21 protein-coding genes are annotated in these 23471 nt (G+C 71.4%); 7 read left to right on the forward strand and 14 right to left on the reverse strand.

All coding sequences use genetic code 11. The features are described from left to right. The first annotated feature begins 12 nt into the window (after positions 1 to 12). Together BX283_RS22470 and BX283_RS22475 are read left to right on the forward strand one after the other, a co-directional pair. A complete protein-coding gene (locus BX283_RS22470; RefSeq protein WP_257583536.1) occupies positions 13 to 1026 on the forward strand; it encodes a bifunctional lytic transglycosylase/C40 family peptidase in 1014 nt (337 codons plus the stop codon). Between the two features lie 209 nt (positions 1027 to 1235). Further along, entirely contained in the window at positions 1236 to 1973 is a 738-nt protein-coding gene (locus tag BX283_RS22475) for a phosphatase PAP2 family protein (protein WP_101389330.1), read from the forward strand. Between the two features lie 40 nt (positions 1974 to 2013). Here BX283_RS22475 and BX283_RS22480 read toward each other — a convergent pair whose 3' ends face one another. Both BX283_RS22480 and BX283_RS40715 read right to left on the reverse strand, forming a co-directional pair. Then, positions 2014 to 3609, reverse strand: a complete 1596-nt coding sequence (locus BX283_RS22480) for an FAD-binding oxidoreductase (RefSeq protein WP_101389331.1) — start codon at positions 3607 to 3609, stop codon at positions 2014 to 2016. 82 nt (positions 3610 to 3691) lie between these two features. Next, positions 3692 to 3847 carry a hypothetical protein gene (locus BX283_RS40715; protein WP_180357226.1) on the reverse strand — a complete coding sequence of 52 codons (156 nt, stop codon included), beginning with the start codon at positions 3845 to 3847 and terminating at the stop codon, positions 3692 to 3694. A gap of 111 nt (positions 3848 to 3958) precedes the next feature. On the opposite strand from BX283_RS40715, the gene BX283_RS22485 reads away from it, so the two are divergent. Together BX283_RS22485 and BX283_RS40720 are read left to right on the forward strand one after the other, a co-directional pair. After that, positions 3959 to 4825, forward strand: a complete 867-nt coding sequence (locus BX283_RS22485; protein WP_101389332.1) for a hypothetical protein — start codon at positions 3959 to 3961, stop codon at positions 4823 to 4825. A gap of 126 nt (positions 4826 to 4951) precedes the next feature. After that, the gene (locus tag BX283_RS40720) at positions 4952 to 5134 is read left to right on the forward strand and encodes a hypothetical protein (protein WP_101389333.1); all 183 of its coding nucleotides are present in this window, start codon (positions 4952 to 4954) and stop codon (positions 5132 to 5134) included. Positions 5135 to 5275: 141 nt separating this feature from the next. On the opposite strand, the gene BX283_RS22495 is transcribed toward BX283_RS40720, so the two are convergent. Further along, a complete protein-coding gene (locus tag BX283_RS22495; protein ID WP_101389334.1) occupies positions 5276 to 5614 on the reverse strand; it encodes a metal-sensitive transcriptional regulator in 339 nt (112 codons plus the stop codon). A 206-nt stretch (positions 5615 to 5820) separates the two neighbouring features. On the opposite strand from BX283_RS22495, the gene BX283_RS22500 reads away from it, so the two are divergent. Further along, a complete protein-coding gene (locus BX283_RS22500) occupies positions 5821 to 6441 on the forward strand; it encodes a DUF47 domain-containing protein (RefSeq protein ID WP_067155188.1) in 621 nt (206 codons plus the stop codon). Positions 6442 to 6446: 5 nt separating this feature from the next. Further along, the gene (locus BX283_RS22505; RefSeq protein WP_101389335.1) at positions 6447 to 7445 is read left to right on the forward strand and encodes an inorganic phosphate transporter; all 999 of its coding nucleotides are present in this window, start codon (positions 6447 to 6449) and stop codon (positions 7443 to 7445) included. 470 nt (positions 7446 to 7915) lie between these two features. On the opposite strand, the gene pstB is transcribed toward BX283_RS22505, so the two are convergent. From pstB to mshD, 8 genes are all read right to left on the reverse strand, one after another. Beyond that, entirely contained in the window at positions 7916 to 8692 is a 777-nt protein-coding gene (pstB, locus tag BX283_RS22510; RefSeq protein ID WP_101389336.1) for a phosphate ABC transporter ATP-binding protein PstB, read from the reverse strand. A gap of 52 nt (positions 8693 to 8744) precedes the next feature. After that, a complete protein-coding gene (gene pstA, locus BX283_RS22515) occupies positions 8745 to 9821 on the reverse strand; it encodes a phosphate ABC transporter permease PstA (RefSeq protein WP_101389337.1) in 1077 nt (358 codons plus the stop codon). After that, positions 9821 to 10816 carry a phosphate ABC transporter permease subunit PstC gene (gene pstC / locus BX283_RS22520; RefSeq protein WP_101389338.1) on the reverse strand — a complete coding sequence of 332 codons (996 nt, stop codon included), beginning with the start codon at positions 10814 to 10816 and terminating at the stop codon, positions 9821 to 9823. The genes pstA and pstC overlap by 1 nt, the downstream gene beginning before the upstream one ends. Before the next feature lie 144 nt (positions 10817 to 10960). Next, positions 10961 to 12103, reverse strand: a complete 1143-nt coding sequence (gene pstS / locus BX283_RS22525) for a phosphate ABC transporter substrate-binding protein PstS (RefSeq protein ID WP_101389339.1) — start codon at positions 12101 to 12103, stop codon at positions 10961 to 10963. 270 nt (positions 12104 to 12373) lie between these two features. Then, positions 12374 to 12796 carry an NUDIX hydrolase gene (locus BX283_RS22530; protein WP_101389340.1) on the reverse strand — a complete coding sequence of 141 codons (423 nt, stop codon included), beginning with the start codon at positions 12794 to 12796 and terminating at the stop codon, positions 12374 to 12376. Further along, positions 12793 to 13833 (reverse strand): CHAD domain-containing protein, encoded by a 1041-nt coding sequence (locus BX283_RS22535; RefSeq protein WP_101389341.1) that lies wholly within the window; start codon positions 13831 to 13833, stop codon positions 12793 to 12795. Before BX283_RS22535 ends, BX283_RS22530 begins: the two co-directional genes overlap by 4 nt. Then, positions 13820 to 16069: an RNA degradosome polyphosphate kinase gene (locus tag BX283_RS22540; protein WP_101389342.1), complete on the reverse strand. Its 2250-nt coding sequence runs from the start codon at positions 16067 to 16069 to the stop codon at positions 13820 to 13822. The genes BX283_RS22535 and BX283_RS22540 overlap by 14 nt, the downstream gene beginning before the upstream one ends. A 354-nt stretch (positions 16070 to 16423) precedes the next feature. Continuing rightward, the gene (mshD, locus tag BX283_RS22545; protein ID WP_101389343.1) at positions 16424 to 17362 is read right to left on the reverse strand and encodes a mycothiol synthase; all 939 of its coding nucleotides are present in this window, start codon (positions 17360 to 17362) and stop codon (positions 16424 to 16426) included. Between the two features lie 256 nt (positions 17363 to 17618). On the opposite strand from mshD, the gene BX283_RS22550 reads away from it, so the two are divergent. Then, a complete protein-coding gene (locus BX283_RS22550) occupies positions 17619 to 19466 on the forward strand; it encodes a bifunctional UDP-sugar hydrolase/5'-nucleotidase (protein ID WP_101389344.1) in 1848 nt (615 codons plus the stop codon). Between the two features lie 84 nt (positions 19467 to 19550). On the opposite strand, the gene BX283_RS22555 is transcribed toward BX283_RS22550, so the two are convergent. From BX283_RS22555 to BX283_RS22565, 3 genes are all read right to left on the reverse strand, one after another. Further along, positions 19551 to 20936, reverse strand: a complete 1386-nt coding sequence (locus tag BX283_RS22555; RefSeq protein WP_101389345.1) for a cell wall metabolism sensor histidine kinase WalK — start codon at positions 20934 to 20936, stop codon at positions 19551 to 19553. Between the two features lie 26 nt (positions 20937 to 20962). Then, the gene (locus BX283_RS22560) at positions 20963 to 21697 is read right to left on the reverse strand and encodes a response regulator transcription factor (RefSeq protein WP_101389346.1); all 735 of its coding nucleotides are present in this window, start codon (positions 21695 to 21697) and stop codon (positions 20963 to 20965) included. A gap of 172 nt (positions 21698 to 21869) precedes the next feature. After that, complete coding sequence (locus tag BX283_RS22565; RefSeq protein ID WP_101389347.1) at positions 21870 to 22994, reverse strand: S1C family serine protease; 1125 nt, start codon at positions 22992 to 22994, stop codon at positions 21870 to 21872. Between the last annotated feature and the right edge of the window lie 477 nt (positions 22995 to 23471).

Below are 23471 nucleotides of genomic sequence, written 5' to 3' on the forward strand. Positions count from 1 at the left end.
GAGGGTTGAGGGGTGCGCAAATTCCTGGTGGCCGGAGGCATCGCGACAGGGGCGGGTGTGGGCTTCGTCGCCCTGCTCGTCGTGGGCACGTACTCGGCGGCGGCCGGGCTGAACTCGGGGCTCGGCGCGGGCAAGTCGGTAGGGCTGGCCAAGGGCGCGGTGCCCGCCCTGTACCAGCCGATGGTGCAGAAGTGGGGGAACCTGTGTCCCGCCCTCAACCCGGCCATGCTCGCGGCGCAGTTGTACCAGGAGAGCGGCTGGGACCCGACGGCCAAGAGTCCGGCCGACGCGCGCGGCATCGCCCAGTTCATCCCCGGCACCTGGGCCACGCACGGGATCGACGGCAACGGTGACGGCAAGAAGAACATCTGGGACCCGGCCGACGCGATTCCGTCCGCCGCCTCCTACGACTGCGAACTGGCCGGATACGTCAAGAACGTGCCGGGGGACCAGAGCAGCAACATGCTCGCCGCGTACAACGCGGGGTCGTACGCGGTCATCAAGTACGGGGGCGTGCCGCCGTACAAGGAGACCCAGGGCTACGTGAAAACCATCCGCACCCTGGAGAAGAGCTTCGCCCGCCCCACCACCCGCGTCGCGCCCTCCCAGCAGGCCGCCGGGGCCATCTACTACGCGCAGCAGAAGCTCGGGACGCCCTACCTCTGGGGTGGGGAGGGGACCGCCGAGCAAGGGGGGCGGTTCGACTGTTCGGGGCTTACGCAGGCCGCCTACCAGAGCGTCGGGATCACGCTGCCGCGCGTCGCCAACGACCAGTACAACGCCGGCCCGCACCCCGCCCGCGGCGAGCTCCTCCCCGGTGACCTCGTCTTCTTCTCCGACGACCTCACCAACTCCCGCGCCATCCACCACGTCGGCCTCTACGTCGGCGGCGGCTACATGATCAACGCCCCCTACACCGGCGCCGTCATCCGCTTCGACAAGATCGACGCGCCCGACTACTTCGGCGCGACCCGGGTCACCAAGGACGGCGCCGCCGCGTTGCCGACGTTCAAACCGGGTACGTGACCGGCGGTACGAAGTGGCCGGATCTCGTCGGCACTCTCCGTCAGGTCATGGCCCTGAGCTGCGACGATGAGTCTCTCTTCGGTAACGTCGTGGTGATCATTCCGTGGAGAGTGGAACGCGAGGGCCGTTCAGGCCGTTCAGTGGACAGTGACCGCAGGAGTACTGACCACGGGGGTTGGTAGCTACACGCACAGGCAAGGGGCCTCGGCATGGCTGGACTCGCGCTGGACGGGTCGAACCCGGACGTCAGCCTGCTCTACGACATCAACGGACTCGCCGCTTCCGCCCCCACGTGGTTCGACCGCGTCATGGAGTTCGTCGGCGAGTACGGCATCCTGCTCGCTCTCGTCCTCCTCGTGCTCTGGTGCTGGTGGAGCCTGCGCCGGGGCGAGGACCGGGAGAGCGCCCTCGCCTCTCTCGCGGCCCTCGTCTGGGCGCCGCTCGGCGCCGGGATCGCCCTGCTCGTCAACATCCCCATCAGGGGATTCGTGGAGCGGCCCCGCCCCTTCGTCTCCCACAAGGGACTCGACGTCCTGGTCGACGGCAAGACGGACTACTCGTTCGTGAGCGACCACGCCACGATGGCGATGGCGATCGGGGCCGGACTCTTCGTCGCGCACCGCAAGTTCGGGCTCGCCGCGATCGGCCTCGCGCTCGCCGAGGGCTTCTGCCGGGTCTACATGGGCGTGCACTACCCCACGGACGTGGTCGGCGGCTTCGCCCTGGGCACCGCCGTCACCCTGCTGCTCGCGCCGCTCGCGCTGATGCTGCTGACCCCGCTGGTGTCGACGGTGGCCCGCTCGCCCCGGCTCGGCCGTCTCGTACGGTCACGGCGGGCCGGTCAGTCCGCGCTGCGGCTCGCCGTGGACCTGCCCGAGTCCCGGTCGGGAGCGGGCAAGGGGACGGCGCAGGGCACGGGACCGGGCGAGAACGACCTGGCGGCGTAAGGCGGTTCGCCCCACTGCCGAGTGAGACGGTCCGCCCGGCTCACAGCGCCTGCGGGAAGTCGAACACGCGCGTCGGGTCGTAGCGGCGCTTGAGCTCGGCCAGCCGGGGCGCCGCGACGCCGTAGTACGCCGTGCGCCAGTCCGTCAGCTCCGGGTCGGCGTAGTTCTGGTAGGCGGCCCCGTTGGCGTACCGGCTCAGTGCGTCATGGGTGGTATTCAGCCATGCCCGCTGGGCCGTTCCGGGGGTGCCCGGGCGCCAGGAGGCGATGTACTGCGCGAGCACCCGCGAGCGGCGGTGCACGAACGCCGTGGCCGTCGGGGAGACCCGGTTCAGCGCCCCGCCGAGCGCCGTGAGCGCCACGCTCCCTCCCCCGCCGCCCTGCGCGGCCGGCACGCTCCCGAAGGCCTCGGTCCTGGCGAGCAGGGCCCGTACGCCGTCGGCGGGCATCGCCCGGTCGAAGAACGCGGACCGGGCGGCGTACGTCTCGCGCTGGAGGGTGCCCTGCGGGGTGCGGCCGGGGGTGCTGCCCGGGAGGTGGCACTGCGCCTCGGAGAGGGCGGCGCACCCGGCGTACGCGAGCATCGCGTCGGTGTAGCCGTGGCGGCGCAGCGAGACGGAGGCGGCGGGGGCGCCGACGCGGTCGGCGAGGCGGTCCACGGCGTTCTGGAGGTCGTCGTGGGAACCCAGCGTGAACGCCGAGACGTTGACCGTGGGAGCGGCTCCGGCCGCCCTGCCGCCCGCGGCCGCAGCGAGATGGGCGGCGGACCAGATCTCGTCGGGCTGCTCGGGGCCCCACTCCTGCCAGGCCTCGATCACCGCACGCGCCTTCGCCCAGGGCCAGGTCAGATACGCGGTGACGGTCCGCGGGGCGTCGTGCGTACGGAAGGTGAGCCCGGTGACGACGCCGAAGTTGCCGTTGCCCGCGCCCCGCAGGGCCCAGAAGAGGTCGCTCTCGCGGTCGGCGTCGGCGGTCAGCCGCTTGCCGTCGGCGGTGATCAGGGTCGCGGAGGTGAGGCTGTCGCAGGTCGCGCCGTACGCGCGCGTGGCGACGCCGTGGCCGCCGCCGAGGGTGAGTCCGGTGATGCCGACGGTGGGGCAGGAGCCACCGGGGATCGTACGGCCCTTCGCGCCCAGGGCGAGGTAGACGTCGAGCAGCCGGGCGCCCGCGCCGACCGTGGCGGTGTCGCCGTCGGCGCGGACGCGGTTCAGCCGCGACACGTCCAGGACGAGGCGGCCGGTGCCGGAGGACCACCCGGCGTACGAGTGGCCGCCGCCCCGCAGGGCGACCGGGGTGCGGTGGGCGCGGGCGAACGCCAGGCACTCCTGGACGTCGGAGTCGTTCGCCACGTACGCGACGGCCGTCGGCTTCAGGGTGTCGAAGCGGGTGTTGTAGAGCTGGCGCGCGGTCGGGTACGCGGCGTCGCCGGGCCGCACCAGGGACCCGGCCAGCGAGCGCGCGAGGGCGGTCCAGGCGGCCGGGGAGGCGGTCGCGGCGGCTCGCCCGGTGCCGCCGGTGGCCGTGGGCGTCCCGGAAGACCGGGAGGGCTGCGCGCGGGAGGCGTCGGAGGTGCAGGCGGACGCCGTGGTGGCGAGGGCGGCGCCGGCCCCCGCGGCGAGGAGGGAACGGCGGTCCATGCGGAAGGGTCTTCCCGGAGGACCGTGTTCCGAACCGCCCGCTGAGCCGCCCTCTGAACCGCCCGGTTCGGAACCGGTCCGGCTAGTCCGCCGACTCGTGCTGCTCCGCGTCCGTTCTCGCCTTGTCGCGGGAGCGGCGGGCGGGGCCGGACCAGCCGCAGGTGCAGTGGGCGTGGGCGAAGCTGCCGCGTTCCGTCGTGCTGGTGCGGTGCTCAGGAGCCGAGGCTTGGTGGGGCACCCGACCACGGTACCCAGCGCCGGGCGCGGGCGTGACCGGGGTGGGGACGCGGTCGTTAAGCGGGGCGGGTGGTGTGGCGGCTCGTGGATGGCGTTTGGGGGTTGGACGGCGATGACGGTGCGGTGGCAGAGGCCTGGGGGCGCGGGGTTCGCCGGTGCCGTCGTGCCCGGCGTGACGGCCGCCGCGGTGGCCGCCGCGGGCGTGCTCGTCACCGGGTGCGGAGCAGGCGGCTCCCCGGGTGCCGGCGGTCCTGACGGGCTCGCGGCCGAGCCGGGCCAGGTGGTGGCGGGGGCGGCCGACGCGCTGGTGGCCGCCCGCAGCTCCAAGACCAGCACCTCCATGGAGATGGCCGTGGGCGGGACGAGGGTGACGATCCGGGGCGAGGGGGTGTACGACTTCGCGCGCCGGATGGGCCAGTTGAAGGTGGTGCTGCCCAAAGACGCGGCGGGCGCGGAGGAGCACCGGCCGATCACCGAACTGCTCGCGCCCGGCGCGCTGTACATGAAGAACCGGGGCGCGGGCGTGCCTGTCGACAAGTGGGTCCGGGTCGACACCGCGACGCTGCCCGACGGCAACCTGGTCACCGGCGGGGTCACCGACCCGATGGTCGCGGCTGAACTGCTGCGCGGGGCGGGCGCGGTGAGGTTCGTGGGCGAGGAGGACCTGGCGGGCGTCCGGGTCCGGCACTACCGGGGCACCGCCGACATCCCCCGCGCGGCGGGCGCGGCCGGGCCGCACGCGCGCGGCTCGCTGGCGGCGGCGGCGAAAGGGTTCGGCAGGTCGAAGGGCGCGGTGCCGTTCGACGCGTACTTCGACGCGCAGGGCCTGCTGCGCAAGCTGCGCCAGCAGTTCAGCTACGTCAACGGGGGGCGTACGGTCGCGGTCGCCTCGACCACGCTGCTGTACGGATTCGGGGTGCCCGCGGTGATCCGGCTGCCGGCGGAGCGGGACATCTACGCCGGAAAGATCGAGTCATAGAGGACCGGGGGGCGTTCGGGAATTCAGTCATGGGCGGTGGCGGAAATGGTCCGTCCGTGCCATGCGCGGTGTGTGTCCTCCTCCCTACGCTAGGAAGCCGACGACGGCAGAAAGAGGGGTAGAGGGGTGAGGTGCGTGGCCGGGCTTCGCAGCGCAACCGTCCAGGACCACGTGGCCCTCGTCGAGATCGAGCTGTGCGGCGAGCTGATGATCGCCGCGTCGGCCGCGGACGGGGAGCGGCTCAGCGCGGACCTGATCGACGAGGTACTCAAGGTCGAGCCGGAGGGGCGTCTGGGGTCCGGGGGCTGATTCCGGCCAAGCGGCCGCGCCGGGCGGGCGCGCCCGCCCCGAGCCACCGGGTTTCGGCCAGGTGGCCGGGGGTGCGGCTGCGTCACCGGTGTCCCTGGCGTGGTGCCGTGCGCCCGCCGGGCGGCCCTGCCCGCAGCCCTCTTACGTACGCAGCAGGCGGGCGATCGCCTTGGTGGCCTCTTCCACCTTCGCGTCGATCTCGCCGCCGCCCTTGACCGCCGCGTCCGCCACACAGTGCCGCAGGTGCTCCTCCAGGAGCTGGAGGGCGAAGGACTGCAGGGCCTTGGTGGAGGCGGAGACCTGCGTGAGTATGTCGATGCAGTAGACGTCCTCGTCCACCAGGCGCTGGAGCCCGCGGATCTGGCCCTCGATGCGGCGCAGCCGCTTGAGGTGCTCGTCCTTCTGCTTGTGGTAGCCGTGCACGGCGTGTGGCTGGTCCGAGAGGACGGTGTCCGGCTCGGCGGGCTCGGTGGTCGTCATCGCGTCCTCCCGTGGTGCGAAGAGGGGGTGGATACCCCTCGTGGGTATAGGGTAACGAACCCTGTGAAAGCGGGTCCGGAAACGGGCCGGGGGCCCGTGCTGATCACTGTGCCTGATGGGCGACACTGAAGTACGCCGGTTAGCCGTGGCCGGATGATGCGCCTAGCATCAGCCTGACCGAATCCAGAGCACCCCGAGGACCCCACGTGCGCTTTCGTCTGACCCCCAGGGAGACGAGCTTCTACGACATGTTCTCCGCATCCGCGGACAACATCGTCACGGGCTCGAAGCTCCTCATGGAACTGCTCGGAGCGGACTCCGCGTCCCGGGCCGAGATCGCGGAGCGCATGCGGGCAGCGGAGCACGCGGGCGACGACGCGACCCACGCGATCTTCCACCAGCTGAACTCCTCGTTCATCACGCCGTTCGACCGCGAGGACATCTACAACCTCGCTTCGTGCCTCGACGACATCATGGACTTCATGGAGGAGGCCGTCGACCTCGTCGTCCTCTACAACGTGGAGGAACTGCCCAAGGGTGTCGAGCAGCAGATCGAGGTGCTGGCCCGGGCGGCCGAGCTGACCGCCGAGGCCATGCCGAACCTGCGGACGATGTCCAACCTCACCGAGTACTGGATCGAGGTCAACCGGCTGGAGAACCAGGCCGACCAGATCCACCGCAAGCTGCTCGCCCATCTCTTCAACGGCAAGTACGACGCCATTGAGGTGCTCAAGCTCAAGCAGATCGTGGACGTACTCGAAGAGGCCGCCGACGCCTTCGAGCACGTGGCGAACACGGTGGAGACCATCGCCGTCAAGGAGTCCTGAGCTTCGTGGACACCTTTGCACTGGTCGTGACCATCGCGGTCGCGCTCGGATTCACGTACACGAACGGGTTCCACGACTCGGCGAACGCCATCGCGACCTCCGTCTCGACGCGGGCGCTGACCCCGCGCGCGGCGCTGGCGATGGCCGCGGTGATGAACCTGGCCGGTGCCTTCCTCGGCAGCGGTGTCGCCAAGACCGTCAGCGAAGGCCTGATCGCCACCCCCGAGGGCAACAAGGGGATGGGGATCCTGTTCGCCGCGCTGGTCGGGGCGATCATCTGGAACCTGGTGACCTGGTACTTCGGGCTGCCGTCCTCGTCCTCGCACGCCCTGTTCGGCGGCATGGTCGGCGCGGCGCTCGCGGGCGGGACGACCGTCCACTGGAACGGGGTGCTCGACAAGATCGTCATCCCGATGTTCATCTCGCCGGTGGTCGGCCTCGTCGTCGGCTATCTGGTGATGTGCGCGATCCTGTGGATGTTCCGCAAGGCCAACCCGCACAAGGCCAAGCGCGGCTTCCGTATCGCGCAGACCGTCTCGGCGGCGGGCATGGCGCTCGGCCACGGTCTCCAGGACGCGCAGAAGACCATGGGCATCGTGGTGATGGCCCTGGTCATCGCGGATGTCCAGTCCGCGGGCGACGAGATCCCGATCTGGGTGAAGATCGCTTGCGCGGCGATGCTGTCGCTGGGGACGTACGCGGGTGGATGGCGCATCATGCGGACGCTCGGGCGCAAGATCATCGAGCTGGATCCGCCGCAGGGGTTCGCGGCGGAGACGACCGGTGCGTCGATCATGTTCGGCTCGGCGTTCCTGTTCCACGCGCCGATCTCCACGACGCATGTGATCACCTCGGCGATCATGGGTGTGGGGGCGACGAAGCGGGTCAATGCGGTGCGGTGGGGTGTTGCGAAGAACATCATCCTGGGGTGGTTCATCACGATGCCGGCGGCTGCGCTGGTGGCGGCGGGCAGCTATTACGTGGTGCGGATCTTCTTCGGCTGAGCCGCGTTCTGTGGGGGCTCGGGGCGTCGGCCCCGGGCCCCCTTTTTTTCGTCTGCGGGCCGTGGGCGGCTGGTCGCGCAGTTCCCCGCGCCCCTAGGTAGTCCGCCGCAGCCGGAGAACACAGCTCAGCCACAGTCCTTCAGGGGCGCGAGGAACTGCGCGAGCAACCCAGCACGGTCCGCAGACGACCGAAGCTTTAGGGGCGCGGGGAACTGTGCGAGCAACCACCCACGCACCCGCAGACGAATCCCGGGCCGAGAAGGGGCGCGGGGAACTGTGCGAGCAACCACCCACGCACCCGCAGACGAACCCCGGGCCGACAAGGGGCGCGGGGAACTGCGCGACCAGCCGCCCACGCACCCGCAGACGAACCCCGGGCACAAAAACGGGCCCGCCTCCTGACACCAGGAGGCGGGCCCTTCGTCTTGCGGTGGCACCGCCATGCAGCACCGCAGACGTCCGGGGCGGGCCTAGCCGAAGCGGCCCGAGATGTAGTCCTCCGTGGCCTGGACGGACGGGTTGGAGAAGATCCGCTCGGTCTCGTCGATCTCGATGAGACGGCCGGGCTGGCCGACGGCCGCCAGGTTGAAGAAGGCCGTGCGGTCCGAGACGCGCGCCGCCTGCTGCATGTTGTGCGTCACGATGACGATCGTGAAGCGCTCCTTCAGCTCGCCGATCAGGTCCTCGATGGCGAGGGTGGAGATCGGGTCCAGGGCGGAGCAGGGCTCGTCCATCAGCAGGACGTCCGGCTCGACCGCGATCGCGCGGGCGATGCACAGCCGCTGCTGCTGGCCGCCGGACAGGCCCGAGCCGGGCTTGTTGAGGCGGTCCTTGACCTCGTTCCAGAGGTTCGCGCCCTTGAGGGACTTCTCGACGACGTCCGCCAGCTGGTTCTTCTTGTACGAGCCGTTCAGCCGCAGCCCGGCCGCCACGTTGTCGAAGATCGACATGGTGGGGAACGGGTTCGGGCGCTGGAAGACCATGCCGACCGTACGGCGCACGGCAACCGGGTCGACGTCCTTGCCGTACAGGTTCTCGTCGTCGAGGAGCACCTTGCCCTCGACGCGGCCACCGGGGGTGACCTCGTGCATCCGGTTCAGGGTGCGCAGGAACGTGGACTTGCCGCAGCCGGACGGGCCGATGAAGGCGGTCACGGAGCGGGGCTCCACGGTCATCGAGATGTCCTCGATGGCCTTGTGTGAGCTGTAGTACGCGGTCAGGCCGCTGACGTCGATTCGCTTGGCCATGGGGATCACTGCTTCTTTCGAGCGGGTGAGGAAGGGTCGCTGAGTGGCCGCGTCAGCGACCGGTCTTGGGGGCCTTCCAGCGGGCGATGCCGCGGGCCACCAGATTGAGGATCATGACGAAGGCGATCAGCACCAGGGCCGCGGCCCAGCCGCGGTCGTAGGACGCGTCGCTGCCGACCCGGTACTGCTCCCAGATGTAGAAGGGCAGCGAGGACTGGGCGCCGTCGAAGGGGTTCGTGTTGATCAGCTGGCTGCCGAAGACGAGCAGCATGATCGGGGCGGTCTCACCGGCGATACGGGCGATGGCGAGCATGACGCCCGTGGTGATGCCGCCGATCGCGGTCGGCAGGACCACCTTCAGGATCGTGCGCCACTTCGGTACGCCGAGGGCCAGCGAGGCCTCGCGCAGCTCGTTCGGGACGAGCTTGAGCATCTCCTCGGTGGAGCGGACCACGACCGGCATCATCAGGATCGACAGCGCCAGCGAGCCCATGAAGCCGGACGGCTTGAGCTCGAACATCAGCATCAGGGTCAGGATGAACAGGCCCGCCACGATGGAGGGGATGCCCGTCATGACGTCGACGAAGAAGGTCACGGCCTTGGCGAGCGCGCCCTTGCCGTACTCGACCAGGTAGACCGCGGTCAGCAGGCCGATCGGGGCGGAGATCACCGTGGCGATGCCGACCTGCTCCAGGGTGCCGATCAGCGCGTGGTAGACGCCGCCGCCGGGCTCGAAGCCGGTGACGCCGTTCATCGAGTGCGAGAGGAAGTCCCCGCTCAGGGCCTTGCTGCCGCGCTTGATCGTCGTCCACAGCAGGGAGACCAGCGGGACGAGGGCGAGGATGAAGCACACCCAGACGAGGCTGGTGGCGACGCGGTCCTTGGCCTGGCGCTTGTTCTCGACGACCGAGGTGGTCACGTACGAGATGAGCACGAACAGGATCGCGGAGAGCAGGCCCCACTGGACCTTGCTGTCGAGGCCGAAGGCGAGGCCGATGCCGCAGCCGAGCGCGAGGCCGGCGGCGCCGAAGGCGGCCCCGGCCCAGCGGGGCAGGCCCCGGCGGCTCAGGCTGCCCTTGCGGGGCGCGGACGAGGGCGGGCGGGTGTCCTGGACTACTGCGTTCGACATCAGGCGTTCGCCCCCGAGTACTCCTTGCGGCGCGCGATGATCAGGCGGGCCGCGCCGTTGACCAGCAGGGTGAGGACGAAGAGGACCAGGCCGGACGCGATCAGCGCGTCCCGGCCGAGCTGGTTGGCCTCGTCGAACTTCGCCGCGATGTTCTGGGCGAAGGTGCCGCCACCCGGGTTGAGCAGGTGCAGCGAGATCAGATAGCTGGGGGAGAGGACCGTGGCGACGGCCATCGTCTCGCCGAGCGCGCGCCCGAGGCCGAGCATCGAGGCGGAGATGATGCCGGAGCGGCCGAAGGGCAGCACCGACATCCGGATGACCTCCCAGCGGGTGGCGCCGAGCGCCAGCGCGGCCTCCTCGTTCATCCGCGGGACCTGGAGGAAGACCTCGCGGCTCACGCTGGTCACGATCGGCAGGATCATGATCGCGAGCAGGACGCCCACGGTGAAGAGCGAGCGGGCGACGCCCACCTCGGTCTTCTCGAAGACGTACGTCCAGCCCAGGTACTCGTCCAGCCAGGAGTTCAGGCCTTCGAGGTACGGCACGAGGATGAGGGCGCCCCAGATGCCGTAGATGATCGAGGGGACGGCGGCGAGCAGGTCGACGACGTACGCGAGGGGTGCGGCCAGCTTGCGCGGCGCGTAGTGCGAGATGAACAGCGCGATGCCGACAGCGATCGGAACCGCGATGACCATCGCGATGATCGAGCTGACGACCGTGCCGAAGAGCAGGACGGCGATGCCGAAGACCGGCTTCTGCGCGGCGGGGTCCCAGTCGAAGGTGGTGAGGAAGTTGCCCTCGTCCTTCGAGATGGCCATGCCGGCGCGGACGCTCAGGAAGATGGCGATCGACGCCATCAGGACGAGCAGGAAGATGCCGGATCCCCGGGAGAGGCCGAGGAAGACCTTGTCGCCCGCGCGGCCGGTGGACTTGCGGCGCAGGGCGGGTGCCGGAGCCGCCGGTGGCGGCGGGGTGTTCGTGGTTATGGAAGCCATTGATCTTTCCGGTCTGTGGGCGGGGACGGCAGGAGTCCCCTGGCGGCGGTGCACCGGATGGTGGGGGCGGGGGCCGGATCGGGACCCCCGCCCCGGAGGCCTCCGGACGACCGGTTCAGCGGTCGTCCGAAGGCCCGACAGGTGTTACTGGAGGCCGGCCACGGTCTCGCGGACCTTGGCGTTGATCTCGGCCGGGATCGGCGCGTAGCCGGCGTCCGACAGGATCTTCTGGCCCTCGTCGCCGGAGGTGTAGGTCAGGAAGGACTTGACCGTGCCGAGGGTGTCGGCCTTGTTGCCCTTGTCGCAGGCGATCTCGTACGTGACGAGGACCAGCGGGTAGGCGCCGTCGGCCTTGGTGGTGTAGTCCAGGCCCAGGGCCAGGTCCTTGCCGGTGCCCTTGATCTTGGCGGCGGCGATCGCCTTGGAGGCGTTCTCCGGGGTGGCCTTGACCGGGGCCGCGGCGCCCGTGTTCAGGTCCACGGTCTTGATGGACTGCGCGGTGGCGTAGGAGAGCTCGAAGTAGCCGATCGCGCCGTCCGTCTGCTTGACCTGCGCGGCGACGTCGGAGGAGCCCGCCGCGGCCTGGCCGCCCGGGGCCGGCCACTTCTTCTCGGCCGGGTACGGCCAGTCGGCCTTGGCGGTGGCGCCGAGGTACTTGCCGAGGTTCTGCGTGGTGCCGGAGTCCTGCGAGCGGTGGAAGGCCTGGATCGCCTTGTCCGGGAGCTTGGCCGACGGGTTCAGCTTGGCGATGGCCTCGTCGTTCCAGTTCTTGATCTTGCTGTTGAAGATCTTCGCGACGGTCGGGGCGTCCAGGACCAGGCTGTCGACACCCTCCAGGTGGTAGCCGATCGCGATCGGGCCGCCGACCATCGGGAGGTTGATGCCCTGGCCGCCGCCGGTGCAGACCCGCTTGGAGTTGGCGACCTCCTCCGGCTTCAGCGCGGAGTCGGAGCCGGCGAAGCCGACCTGGGACTGGTTGAAGGCGATGATGCCCTCGCCGGACGAGGAGGCCTTGTAGTTGATCTCCACACCCTTGCAGGCCGCCATGTAGTTCTTGACCCAGAGGTCCATGGCGTTCTTCTGCGCGGAGGAGCCGGAGGCCAGCAGCTGGCCCTTGGCGCCGTCGCACTTGATGTTCGACGCGGCGCTCGTCTTGCCGGCGCCGCCGGTGGAGCTCGAACCCTTGTCGTTGTCGTCGCTGCCGCACGCCGTGAGGGCCAGGGCGCTGGACACGGCGATGACGCCGAGAGCGGTGGCGCGGAGCCGGTTCTTGCGCTGAAGCTTCACTTTCGGGTGTTCCTTCCAGGAGCCGCCGGTGTCCGTTCGTTGTACGGCGGCGTGCGAAGAGGTGTCCGGTCGGGCGGGTCGCCTCACACCGTGTAAGGCCGAAATTAGGCAGAACAGGTGAAGCCGCCGACGGAGGAGAGTGAACGGAAGGTGAACCGTGTCGGACAGTGCGGTGCCGACCGTTACCTGTTTGTGTTCAGCGGGCCCCGGAGGTGAACCGCGCCCTGCCGCAGGGCGGCCCCGGGGTGTCGCGGGGCCCCGGCTTTCCCGTCAGGACCGGTGCAGCGCGTCCAGCAGGGCGTCGACGAGCTGCCGGTCGCGGGGCTCGGTGAGCCGGTGGCGGGCGGCCGCCGGGGCCAGCCACAGCAGCCGGTCCACCTCGTCGCCGGGTATGAAGCGCCCCTCGCCCGCCTCGGCGGCCCAGTAGTCGACCACCTTGGGGCGGCCCAGCGCGTCGACGTAGTACGCGGTGGGCAGCCGGGCGCCGGGCACACACTCGTGTCCAGTCTCCTCCAGGACCTCCCGGAGCGCCCCCGCGAGCGGCTCCTCGCCCCGCTTGAGCTTGCCCTTGGGATGCGACCAGTCGTCGTACCTCGGGCGGTGGACCAGGCAGATCTCCAGACCGCCGTCGCCCCACGGGGAGCGGCGCCACAGGACGCAGCCCGCGGCGAGGACCCGCCCTTCCCGGTTCACGGCGCGCTCACCGTGGGGGCGGTCACGGGCGCGGTGACCGGGGTGGTGACCGGGGTGGTCACCGCCGCCATCGGCTGCCAGATCTGCTGGAACGCGAACCGGGCCGCCTCCACCTCGTGCCGCTGGTCGGCGTGGAGCACCCCCAGCGCGTACGCCGTCGCCGGGGCGATCCTCGGCGTGCGGGCGGCGGCCGCGGCGGCGGCAGCGGCCTCCGAGGCGTCCCGGTGCCGGTCGAGCGCCCGCCCGGCCCGCAGCAGCCGCTCGTCTTCCTCGTACGGCAGACCGGTGTGCAGCGCCTCCTGGGCGTACCGGTGCAGCCGCAGCAGCAGCCGCACCTGGTGCCAGGGGGCGTCCTGCGCCTCGCCGGACTGGACCAGGGCCTCCGCGTTGTACGGATGGGCCGCGCGGGCCAGCGGCAGCGCGGCCACCGCCTCCACGAGCCGCTGCTCGGCGAGCTGCGCGGCCGGCGGCAGCACCTCCACCGCGTACGCCGCCGCCGAGCCGGCCAGCGGTACCTCGCTGGCCAGCAGCGCCACGGCGTCGGCCACCGCGTGGAAGCGGGACGAGCCCAGCGCCTGCAGGGCCGCCGAGTGCGCCCGGGTGCGGGCCAGCGTCAGCTGGCGGTCCAGGAGCGCCCCGGCCCGGGCCGCCCCCACCGCCAGCGCCCCGGCCGCCGACTCACCGCGCTGCGCGGGCACCTGGCTGCCGGAGAGCCGCTGGAGGCCGTCAAGGAGCCGGGCGAGCCGGGCCGCGCAGGAGTGCTCCCCGGCCAGCGTGGCCGACAGCCAGCCCAGTTCCGTACGCAGCGGCTCGGACCAGGACGGGTCAAGGAGCGGGCGGAAGGTGTGCAGCGTGCCGCTGATGCGGCGGGCGGCGCGCCGCAGCGCCCGCGTGGCCTCCTCGGTGCCGTCGTTGTCGGGCCCCGCCTCGCGGTGGAGGCGGAGGCTGCGCAGGAATTCCCCCGCCTGCGCGTGGAGATACGGGGACAGGACGTCCCCGGCGGTCTCCGGTCCCGGGGTTTTGTCATGGCGTAGCACGCCGGCGCCTCCGGGCGTCTATCAGCATCTCCTGTACGTGGCGCAGCGGCTGTCCGTCGGCGTCGGCGGCGTGCCGGGTCCACTCCCCGTCCGGGCCCAGGTGCCAGGAGGAGGTGGCGTCCGACATACCGGTCTCCAGGAGCCGGGTGAGAGCCGCGCGATGGGCCGGGTCGGTGACCCGGACCAGGGCCTCGATGCGTCGGTCGAGGTTGCGGTGCATCATGTCGGCGCTGCCCAGCCAGACCTCGGGCTCGCCGCCGTTGCCGAACGAGAAGACCCGGGAGTGCTCCAGGAAGCGCCCCAGTATCGAGCGCACCCGGATGTTCTCCGAGAGCCCGGTGACGCCGGGCCGCGCCGCACAGATACCGCGTACCCAGATGTCGACCGGCACACCGGCCTGCGAGGCCCGGTAGCAGGCGTCGATCACGGCCTCGTCGACCATCGAGTTGACCTTGATGCGTACGTAGGCGGGGCGTCCGGCGCGGTGGTGCGCCGTCTCCTTGTTGATACGGGAGACCAGGCCGTCCCGAAGGGACTTGGGGGCGACCAGGAGGCGGCGGTAGGTCTCGCGGCGCGAGTAGCCGGACAGCCGGTTGAAGAGGTCCGAGAGGTCGGCGCCGACCTGCGGGTCGGCGGTGAGCAGCCCCAGGTCCTCGTAGAGACGGGCCGTCTTGGGGTGGTAGTTGCCGGTGCCGACGTGCGAGTAGCGGCGCAGGATGTCGCCCTCCTGGCGCACCACGAGCGACAGCTTGCAGTGCGTCTTCAGACCGACCAGGCCGTAGACGACGTGGCAGCCCGACTCCTCCAGCTTGCGGGCCCACTTGATGTTGGCCTGCTCGTCGAAGCGCGCCTTGATCTCGACCAGGACGAGGACCTGCTTGCCGGACTCGGCGGCGTCTATCAGCGCGTCCACGATCGGCGAGTCGCCCGACGTCCGGTACAGCGTCTGCTTGATGGCGAGCACGTCCGGGTCGGCGGCCGCCTGTTCCAGGAACGCCTGCACCGAGGTGGAGAACGAGTCGTACGGGTGGTGCAGCAGCACGTCCCGCTCGCGCAGCGCGGCGAAGATGTCCGGCGCCGACGCCGACTCGACCTCCGCCAGGTCGCGATGGGTTCCGGCCACGAACTTGGGGAACTTCAGCTCGGGACGGTCGAGCGCCGCGATGCCGAAGAGACCGGTCAGGTCCAGGGGACCCGGCAGCGGATACACCTCGGCGTCGCTGATCTTCAGCTCGCGCACCAGCAGGTCAAGGACGTACGGGTCGATGGACTCCTCGACCTCCAGACGCACCGGCGGCCCGAAGCGGCGCCGCATGAGCTCCTTCTCCAGCGCCTGGAGGAGGTTCTCGGCGTCGTCCTCCTCCACCTCCAGGTCCTCGTTCCGGGTCACCCGGAACATGTGGTGGGCCAGGACCTCCATGCCCGGGAAGAGCTCTTCGAGGTGGGCCGCGATGACGTCCTCAAGGGGCACGTACCGCTGCGGCGAGGCCTCCAGGAACCGCGAGAGCAGCGGCGGCACCTTGACCCGGGCGAAGTGGCGGTGGCCGCTGACCGGGTTGCGCACGACCACGGCGAGGTTGAGCGAGAGCCCCGAGATGTACGGGAAGGGGTGCGCCGGGTCCACGGCCAGCGGGGTCAGCACCGGGAAGATCTGCTGGCGGAAGAGCGTGAAGAGCCGCGCCTGCTCCTTCTCGGTGAGGTCCGGCCAGCGGATGAGGTGGATGTTCTCGTCGGCGAGGGCCGGGGCCACGTCCTGCTGGTAGCAGGCGGCGTGCCGGGCCATGAGCTCGCGCGAGCGGGTCCAGATCAGGTCCAGGACCTCGCGGGGCTGGAGCCCGGAGGCGGAGCGGGTGGCGACGCCGGTGGCGATGCGGCGCTTGAGGCCCGCCACCCGGACCATGAAGAACTCGTCCAGGTTGGAGGCGAAGATCGCCAGGAAGTTGGCCCGTTCGAGCAGGGGCGTGGCCGGGTCCTCGGCGAGCTCCAGGACGCGCTCGTTGAACGCGAGCCAGCTGCGCTCGCGGTCCAGGAAGCGCCCGGAGGGCAGCTCGTCGTCGCCTGGCGCGTCCTCACGGTCGCGCTCGTACCCTTCGTACCCGTCCAGATCCGCGTCGATGTCCGGCTCCAGGTCGGAGACGGCGGCCGCGAGGGTGTGCGGCCGGTGCGCGGCTATGGAACCGACCGACGGCTGGGACGCGGGCTGGAGGTGGACCTCGGCGCTGGGCTGCTGGCTCATAAACCCATTCTTCCGCGCCGGACCGCTGTCAGGCGCGTCGGAGAGCACGTCGGAGCGGGCAGGCGCGAGCGCCTTGGGGCGGGCGGCGGTCCCGTTCCGGGAGGGTGGCACCTCGGGCTGCATTGAGTGAGCGTCGCAAGCGTGTCTGAATGCCCGGTAACGAGGACATGACGTGCGGGAATCCGTGGCCCGTCACGGGCGTCAGGTCTAGTCCGGTCGGGTGCCCCCGCGCCCTTTCAGGGGCGCGGGGCTGCGACATGTGCGGCTCCGCCACGTGGGCGCGACCGGTTGGGGACGACCCGCACCCGACAGACGGCACGTCCCCTGCCCCCGCTCCACTCCCCGCAGGGCCCGTCAGGACTCCGTGCGGTACATGAGATCCACCTCGTGCGTGGTGAACCCGAGACGTTCGTACACGGTCACGGCCGCCGTGTTGTCGGCGTCGACGTACAGCATCGCGGTCGGCACCCCCTCCGCCGCCAGATGCCGCAGCCCCGTCGCCGTGAGCGCCTTGCCGAGGCCGCCGCCCTGCGCGTCCGGGCGGATCCCCACCACGTACACCTCCCCGATCCTCTCCGCGGCGTGCACCTTCGTCCAGTGGAAGCCCACGATCCGGCCGTCGCGCTCGGCGAGGAAGAAGCCCTTCGGGTCGAACCAGGGCTCCGCCTTGCGGTCGTCCAGGTCGCGCTGGGTGAGCGCGCCCTGCTCGGGGTGGTGGGCGAAGGCCGCCGCGTTCACGGCCAGCCACTCCGTGTCGTCCTCCCCGGGCACGAAGGTCCGTACGCTCACGCCCGGCGGGTACACCGGCTCGGCGATGTCCGGCGGGCTCAACGGCCGCCGCATCTGGCGCAGTTCGCGGAACAGCGTGAGGCCGAGGACCTGGGCGAGGTGGCGGGCGGCGGAGTGCCCGCCGTGCGCCCACACCCGCAGCCGCTTGCCGGAGGCGCCGAGCAGTGCCGAGCCGAGCGCCCGGCCGTGGCCGCGGCCGCGGTGGGCGGGGTGGATGACGAGCTCCGCGGCCGGCGCCTCGATGGGGTCGGTGTCCTCCAGCTGCGCGTACCCGATCAGTTCGGCGCCCTCGGCCGTGCTGACCGTGAGGAGGAAATGGCGGATTCCGGGCCGTCGGCCGCCCCGCAGCTGGAGCCGCCCCTGCTCGGACACGGCCTGCTGCCCGTCCGTCCGGGCGGCCTCGGCGAGCAGCGCGAGGACCTCCTGGGCCTGGGGGTGGGTCAGCTCGTCGAGGGTCTGGATCTCACGTCCGGAGGGGCCGGGCACGGCGGGGTCAGTCGTCATGTGTACGAGCGTACGGCGACCGGGGGCAAAAGCTGACGTACCGCCAAACGGCAACCATCCCGTAACCCCACCCCCCTGTCGCGCTACGCGCGTTGACTCTAGGCTTCCGCTCGCGGCGGCCCTACCCACGGGTTTCGGCCACGCGGACCACGTTTCACGACACGCTTCACGTCACGTGGGGTGACGCGCTGCACGACACGCTTCACCACACGCTCGACGACTCGTTGCACGACCAGCTGAATCATTTAGGGGAGAGATGACAGCGACACCCCGGAAGCACCAGGACGGCCGCGCGGGCCGCCGGGTCCTGGCGGCCGCCGCCGGGCTCACCACGCTCGGCGCGCTGATCGCCGCGATGCCCGCGGCCGACGCCCACGACAAGGGCCACGGCCACGGGCACCCGAAGCCCTCGCGGACGGTGGACGTCCAGCTCCTCTCCTTCAACGACCTGCACGGCAACCTGGAGCCGCCGGCCGGCTCGGCCGGGGCCGTGAACGAGAAGCAGGCCGACGGGACCGTGAAGTCCATACCGGCCGGCGGCGTCGAGTACCTGGCGTCCTCGCTGCGCACCGCGCGCCAGGGCCACCCGTACTCGATCACCGCCGCCGGCGGCGACATGATCGGCGCCAGCCCGCTCCTGTCCGGCCTCTTCCACGACGAGCCGACCATCGAGGCGCTCAACAAGATCGACCTCGATGTGACGGCCGTGGGCAACCACGAGTTCGACGAGGGCGCGGTCGAGCTGGCCCGGATGCAGAACGGCGGCTGCCACCCGGTCGAGGGCTGCTACGAGAAGGGCAAGAAGTTCCGCGGAGCCGACTTCCCGTATCTGGCCGCCAACGTGACCAGCGAGAAGACCGGCAAGCCGATCCTCAAGCCGTACACGGTCTGGAAGAAGAACGGCGTCAAGATCGGCTTCATCGGTGTGACCCTGGAGGGCACCCCGGACGTCGTGACCGCCTCCGGCGTCAAGGGCCTGAAGTTCCGCGACGAGATCGAGACGATCAACAAGTACGCCAAGGAGCTCGACCGGCAGGGCGTGAAGTCCATCGTCGCCCTGATCCACGAGGGCGGGATGCCGACGACCAACGCGTACAACTACGACTGCGACTCGGCCGGTCCCGGCAGCGGTCTGTCCGGCCCGATCGTCGACATCGCCAAGGGCATCACGCCCAAGGTGGACGCGCTGGTCACCGGCCACACCCACCAGGCCTACGCCTGCACCGTCCCGGACCCGGCGGGCAACCCGCGCATGGTCACCTCGGCCGCCTCCTACGGCAAGCTCTTCACCGAGACCACGCTCACCTACGACAAGCGGACCAAGGACATCGTCCGGACCGCCGTGAAGTCGCCGAAGTCGGTGAACCACATCGTCCGCCGCGACCAGGCCAAGGCGCAGGACATCACCGACCTGATCGCCCGCTGGAACAAGCTGGCCGCGCCCATCGCGAGCCGCCCGCAGGGCTACATCTCCGCCGACATCAACGGCCGCGGCTCCGAGGCGCCCGAGAAGCCGCTCGGTGACCTGATCGCGGACGCGCAGCTCGCCGGGCTCTCCCCGGCCGACAAGGGCGGCGCCCAGCTCGCCTTCATGAACCCGGGCGGCATCCGTTCCGACCTCGTCCACAAGGCGAGCGGCAGCGAGGGCGACGGGGTGGTGACCTACGGCGAGGCGTTCACCGTCCAGCCGTTCACCAACATGATGAACGTCGTCGACCTGACCGGCGCCCAGATCATCCAGGGCCTCCAGCAGCAGGTCAGCGGCGGCAACGCGGCCAACCCGAAGATCCTCCAGGTCTCCAAGGGCTTCACCTACACCCTCGACATGACCAAGGCGGGCGCGGACCGCGTCCTCGTCGACACGGTCAAGCTGAACGGGGTCGCCCTCGACCCGGCGAAGACCTACCGCGTCGCCATGAACGAGTTCCTCGCGGGCGGCGGCGACGGCTTCGCGGCGCTCGGCCAGGGCAAGAACAAGCTGGTCGGCGCCTCCGACCTGGACGTCTTCAACGCCTACCTGGCCGCGAACTCGTCGGCCTCCGCGCCGCTCGCGCCCCCGGCCGGGGGCCGGATCACGGTGCTGGGGAAGGTGGTGGGCGACTAGTCGCCCTTCGTTGTACGCAGGTGGGGCGCCGGGATCTTCCCGGCGCCCCTGTCTGCATCCGGCGCTGCGCGTGCGGCGGGCCGCTCACACCCCCGGGGCGTCCGGCGGCGGGGTGGGGGCACCCGGCAGGCGGATCGTGGCCACCGTGCCGCCGCCCTCCGGCGCCGCGCCGAGGGTGATCGTGCCGCCCGCGTGCTGGACCGTACGGGCCACGATCGACAGGCCGAGCCCCGACCCCGGCAGCGAGCGGGCCGAGGGCGAGCGCCAGAACCGTTCGAAGACGTGCGGCAGTTCGTCGGCGGGGATGCCCGGGCCCTGGTCGCGCACGGTCAGGGTGCCCCGGTCCAGGGTGACCTCGACGGTGCCGTGCGGCGGGCTGAACTTCACCGCGTTGTCCAGCACGTTGACGATCGCCCGCTCCAGGGCCGCCGCCTCGGCCCGTACGTACCAGGGCGCCAGCTCCGCCCTGATCTCCAGCTCGGGCCCGCGCAGCCGGGCGCGGTCGAGCGCGATGCGGGCGATGTCATGGAAGGCGACGACCTCCAGCGGCCCCTCGCGGACCGCGTCCGGCCGGGACAGCTCCTGCAAGTCGCCGATCAGCGCGGCCAGTTCGGTCATCTGCGCCTTGACGGAGGCCATCAGCGCCTTGCGGTCGGCGGGCGGGATGGCCCGCCCGGTCTCCTCGCTCCTGGCCAGCAGCTCGATGTTCGTACGGAGCGAGGTCAGCGGGGTGCGCAGCTCGTGCCCCGCGTCCGCGATCAGCTGCGACTGCCGGTCGCGGGAGGAGGCGAGGGCGGCGGTCATCGCGTTGAAGGACCGCGAGAGCCGGGCGATCTCGTCCTCGCCCTCGACGGGGATGCGCACGGTGAGGTCCTCGGTACGGGCCACGTGCTCGACCGTGCCGGTCAGCTGGTCCACGGGGCGCAGCCCCGTACGCGCGACCCACAGTCCGGCGGCGCCGCCCGCCACGACCCCGGCCCCGGCGAGCCCCGCCAGGAGCAGCGCCAGCCGGTTGAGCGAGGAGTCGATCTCGGTGAGCGGCCGGGAGAGCGACACGGTGACCACCCGGCCCCCGATCTGCTGGCGCTGGGTGCGCACGCGTACGTCCTCGCCGCCGTCGGTGACGCTGGTGTGCAGGGCGTCGAGCCGGTGGCCCCGCGCCACGGCCACGTCCTGGCCCGTGACCCGCACCGGCGGCGACTCCGGGGCCGCGCAGCGGGTGCCGTCGATCAGGACGACCTGGATGTACGCGAACCCCGACCGCTGGTCGTCGGGCACCGTCACCGGGGCCCCGCAGGTGGCGAGCGCGGCCTGCACCAGCGTGGGCGGGGCGCTGGTGTTGCGCAGCGTGTTGTCCAGCTCCTCGCCGAGCTGGGCCCGGGTCAGCAGCCAGCACGCCACCGACACGGCCGCGACCGCGACCGCCACGGCCGTCGCCACCAGCAGCGCGAGCCGCGACCGCAGCGGCATCGCCCGGTACCGCCGGACGACTCCGTTCACTCCGCGCCGCCCGAGCGCAGGGCGTACCCCACCCCGCGCACGGTGTGGACCACGCGCGGCTCGCCGCCCGCCTCGGTCTTGCGGCGCAGGTACATGACGTACACGTCGAGGGAGTTGGACGACGGCTCGAAGTCGAAGCCCCAGACCGCCTTGAGGATCTGCTCGCGGGTGAGCACCTGCCGGGGGTGGGCCAGGAACATTTCCAGGAGCGTGAACTCCGTACGCGTCAGCTCCACCACCCGCTCGCCGCGCGTCACCTCACGGGTCGCCAGGTCCATCCGCAGATCACCGAAGGTGAGGACGTTCTCGTCGGGCTGCTCGCCGCCCGCCGTCGCGGCGTACGAGCTGCGGCGCAGCAGCGCGCGGATCCGGGCGAACAGCTCGTCCAGCTCGAACGGCTTGACCAGGTAGTCGTCCGCGCCCGCGTCGAGCCCGGTGACGCGGTCGCCGACCGTGTCGCGCGCGGTGAGCATCAGGACGGGGGTGGTGGACCCGGCCCCGCGCAGCCGCCGGGCGGCGGTGAGCCCGTCCATCCGGGGCATCTGGATGTCGAGGACGATCAGATCGGGCCGGTAGGCCTCCGCCTTGGCCAGCGCGTCCAGACCGTCGACGGCGACCTCCGTCCCGTACCCCTCGAAGGCGAGGCTGCGCTGGAGCGCCTCCCGTACGGCGGGCTCGTCGTCGACGATCAGGATGCGCTGGGTGTCGTCCTCGGCGGGTGCGGGGCTCATCGGTCTCGGGTCTTCCTCGGGGTGTGGTCCGGCGGTGGTGCGGCGCGGTGGTGCGGGGGTGGTGCGGGGGTGGTGCGGGTCGGGCGCTGTCCAGCGTCGCATGCCGCGCTTGTGCCTGCCGTGCTTGTGCCTGCGGTGCTTGCGCCTGCGGTGCTTGTGCCTGCGGTGAGGATCAGCTGTCGCTGCTGTTGCCGCTGTCGCTGCCGGAGCGGAGGGAGGCGAGGTCGGCCTTGACGGTGTTGACCGGGATGGCGAACCCGAGCCCGACGCTGCCCGCCGCCGAGGAGGACTGGGCGTTGGCGGAACTGGGGCTGTACATCGCGGAGTTGATGCCGACGATGTTGCCGTTCATGTCGATCAGCGCGCCACCGGAGTTGCCCGGGTTGAGCGAGGCGTCCGTCTGGATGGCCTTGTACGTGGTCTTCGACGAGCCGGTGTCGCCGTTGAACTGCTGCCCGCCGAACTCGAACGGCCAGCCGCCGCGCCCGCCGCGTCCGCCGTCCTGCTGGTCCTGGCCCTGTCCCTGGCCCTGCTCCTTCGCGACCGTGACGTCGCGGTTGAGGGCGGAGACGATGCCGCTGGTGACCGTGCCGGTCAGGCCCTCGGGGGAGCCGATGGCGACGACCTGCTCGCCGACCTTGAGGTTGTCGGAGTTGCCGAGGCTCGCGGGCTTGAGCCCACTGGCCCCCTTCACCTTGATGAGCGCGAGGTCCTTGTCGGGGTCGGTGCCGACGACGCTCGCGGTGTACGTCTTGCCGTCGCTCATCCGGACCTTGACCTGGTCGGCCCCGGCGATCACGTGGTTGTTCGTGACGATCTCACCGCTGGAGGTGATGATCACGCCGGATCCGGTGGACTGCCCGGAGGCGGAGGTCGCGCTGATCTCCACGATGCTGGGCGAGACGGCCTGGGCCACGCCCGCGACGGTCCCGTTGGTGTTCCTGGAGGCGTTCGTCCCCGGGACGGCGGGCGCGCTGGCGCTGCTGTCGCCCCCGGTCCACCGCTCCACGAGCGTGGCGGTCCCGCCTCCCACGGCCGCGGCGGCGAGCGCGACGGCGGCGAGGAGGCCGACGGAGCGGCGGGCGCGGCGGTGGGGGGTGGGTGCGGCGCCGGTCGTGCCGGGGGTGCCCCCGTCAGCCCCGTCGGCCCCGTGGCCGTTCGACGGCCAGATGGTGGTCCCGGGGCCGGCGTGCACGGGTCGGCTCGGCTCGTACGGGGGCGGCGGGGGGTAGGCCCCGGGTGCCTGCGGGTACGGCTGCGGCTGCGGCTGCTTCGGCTGCTGGTCGGGAAAGGTCATGTCCATTACCTTCGCGGCGCTGGATGAGAGCTGTCTGAGTACGGGGTGAGAAGGGCGGCAGAAGGGTGTTTGCCCGACATAAAGGTGCGGGTGGTGGCGCTCGGGTGGGTTGCCCCCACCCCGCCCCTTCCCGAAAGCCCTCTGGCGGGCGGCCGGGGGCTGCGCCCCTGGAGCGTGTTCGTCTGCGGACCGCGGATGGCTGGCCGCGCAGTTCCCCGCGCCCCTGAAGTGCTCGGCTCCGCCCTCGCACTCACCCGCCGCCCGCACCCCCTAGGGGCGCGCGGAACGGCGCGAGCAACCGGCCACCGGCCCGCAGGCGAAGGCGGGTTTGGGGGCGCGGGGAACTGCGCGAGCAACCGGCCACCGGTCCGCAGAGGAAGGCGGGTTTTGGGGCGCGGGGAACGGCGCGAGCAACCGGTCACCGGCCCGCAGAGGAAGGCGGGTTTTGGGGCGCGGGGAACGGCGCGAGCAACCGGC

It is taken from the genome of Streptomyces sp. TLI_146 (genome assembly GCF_002846415.1).
Taxonomy (GTDB): domain Bacteria; phylum Actinomycetota; class Actinomycetes; order Streptomycetales; family Streptomycetaceae; genus Streptomyces.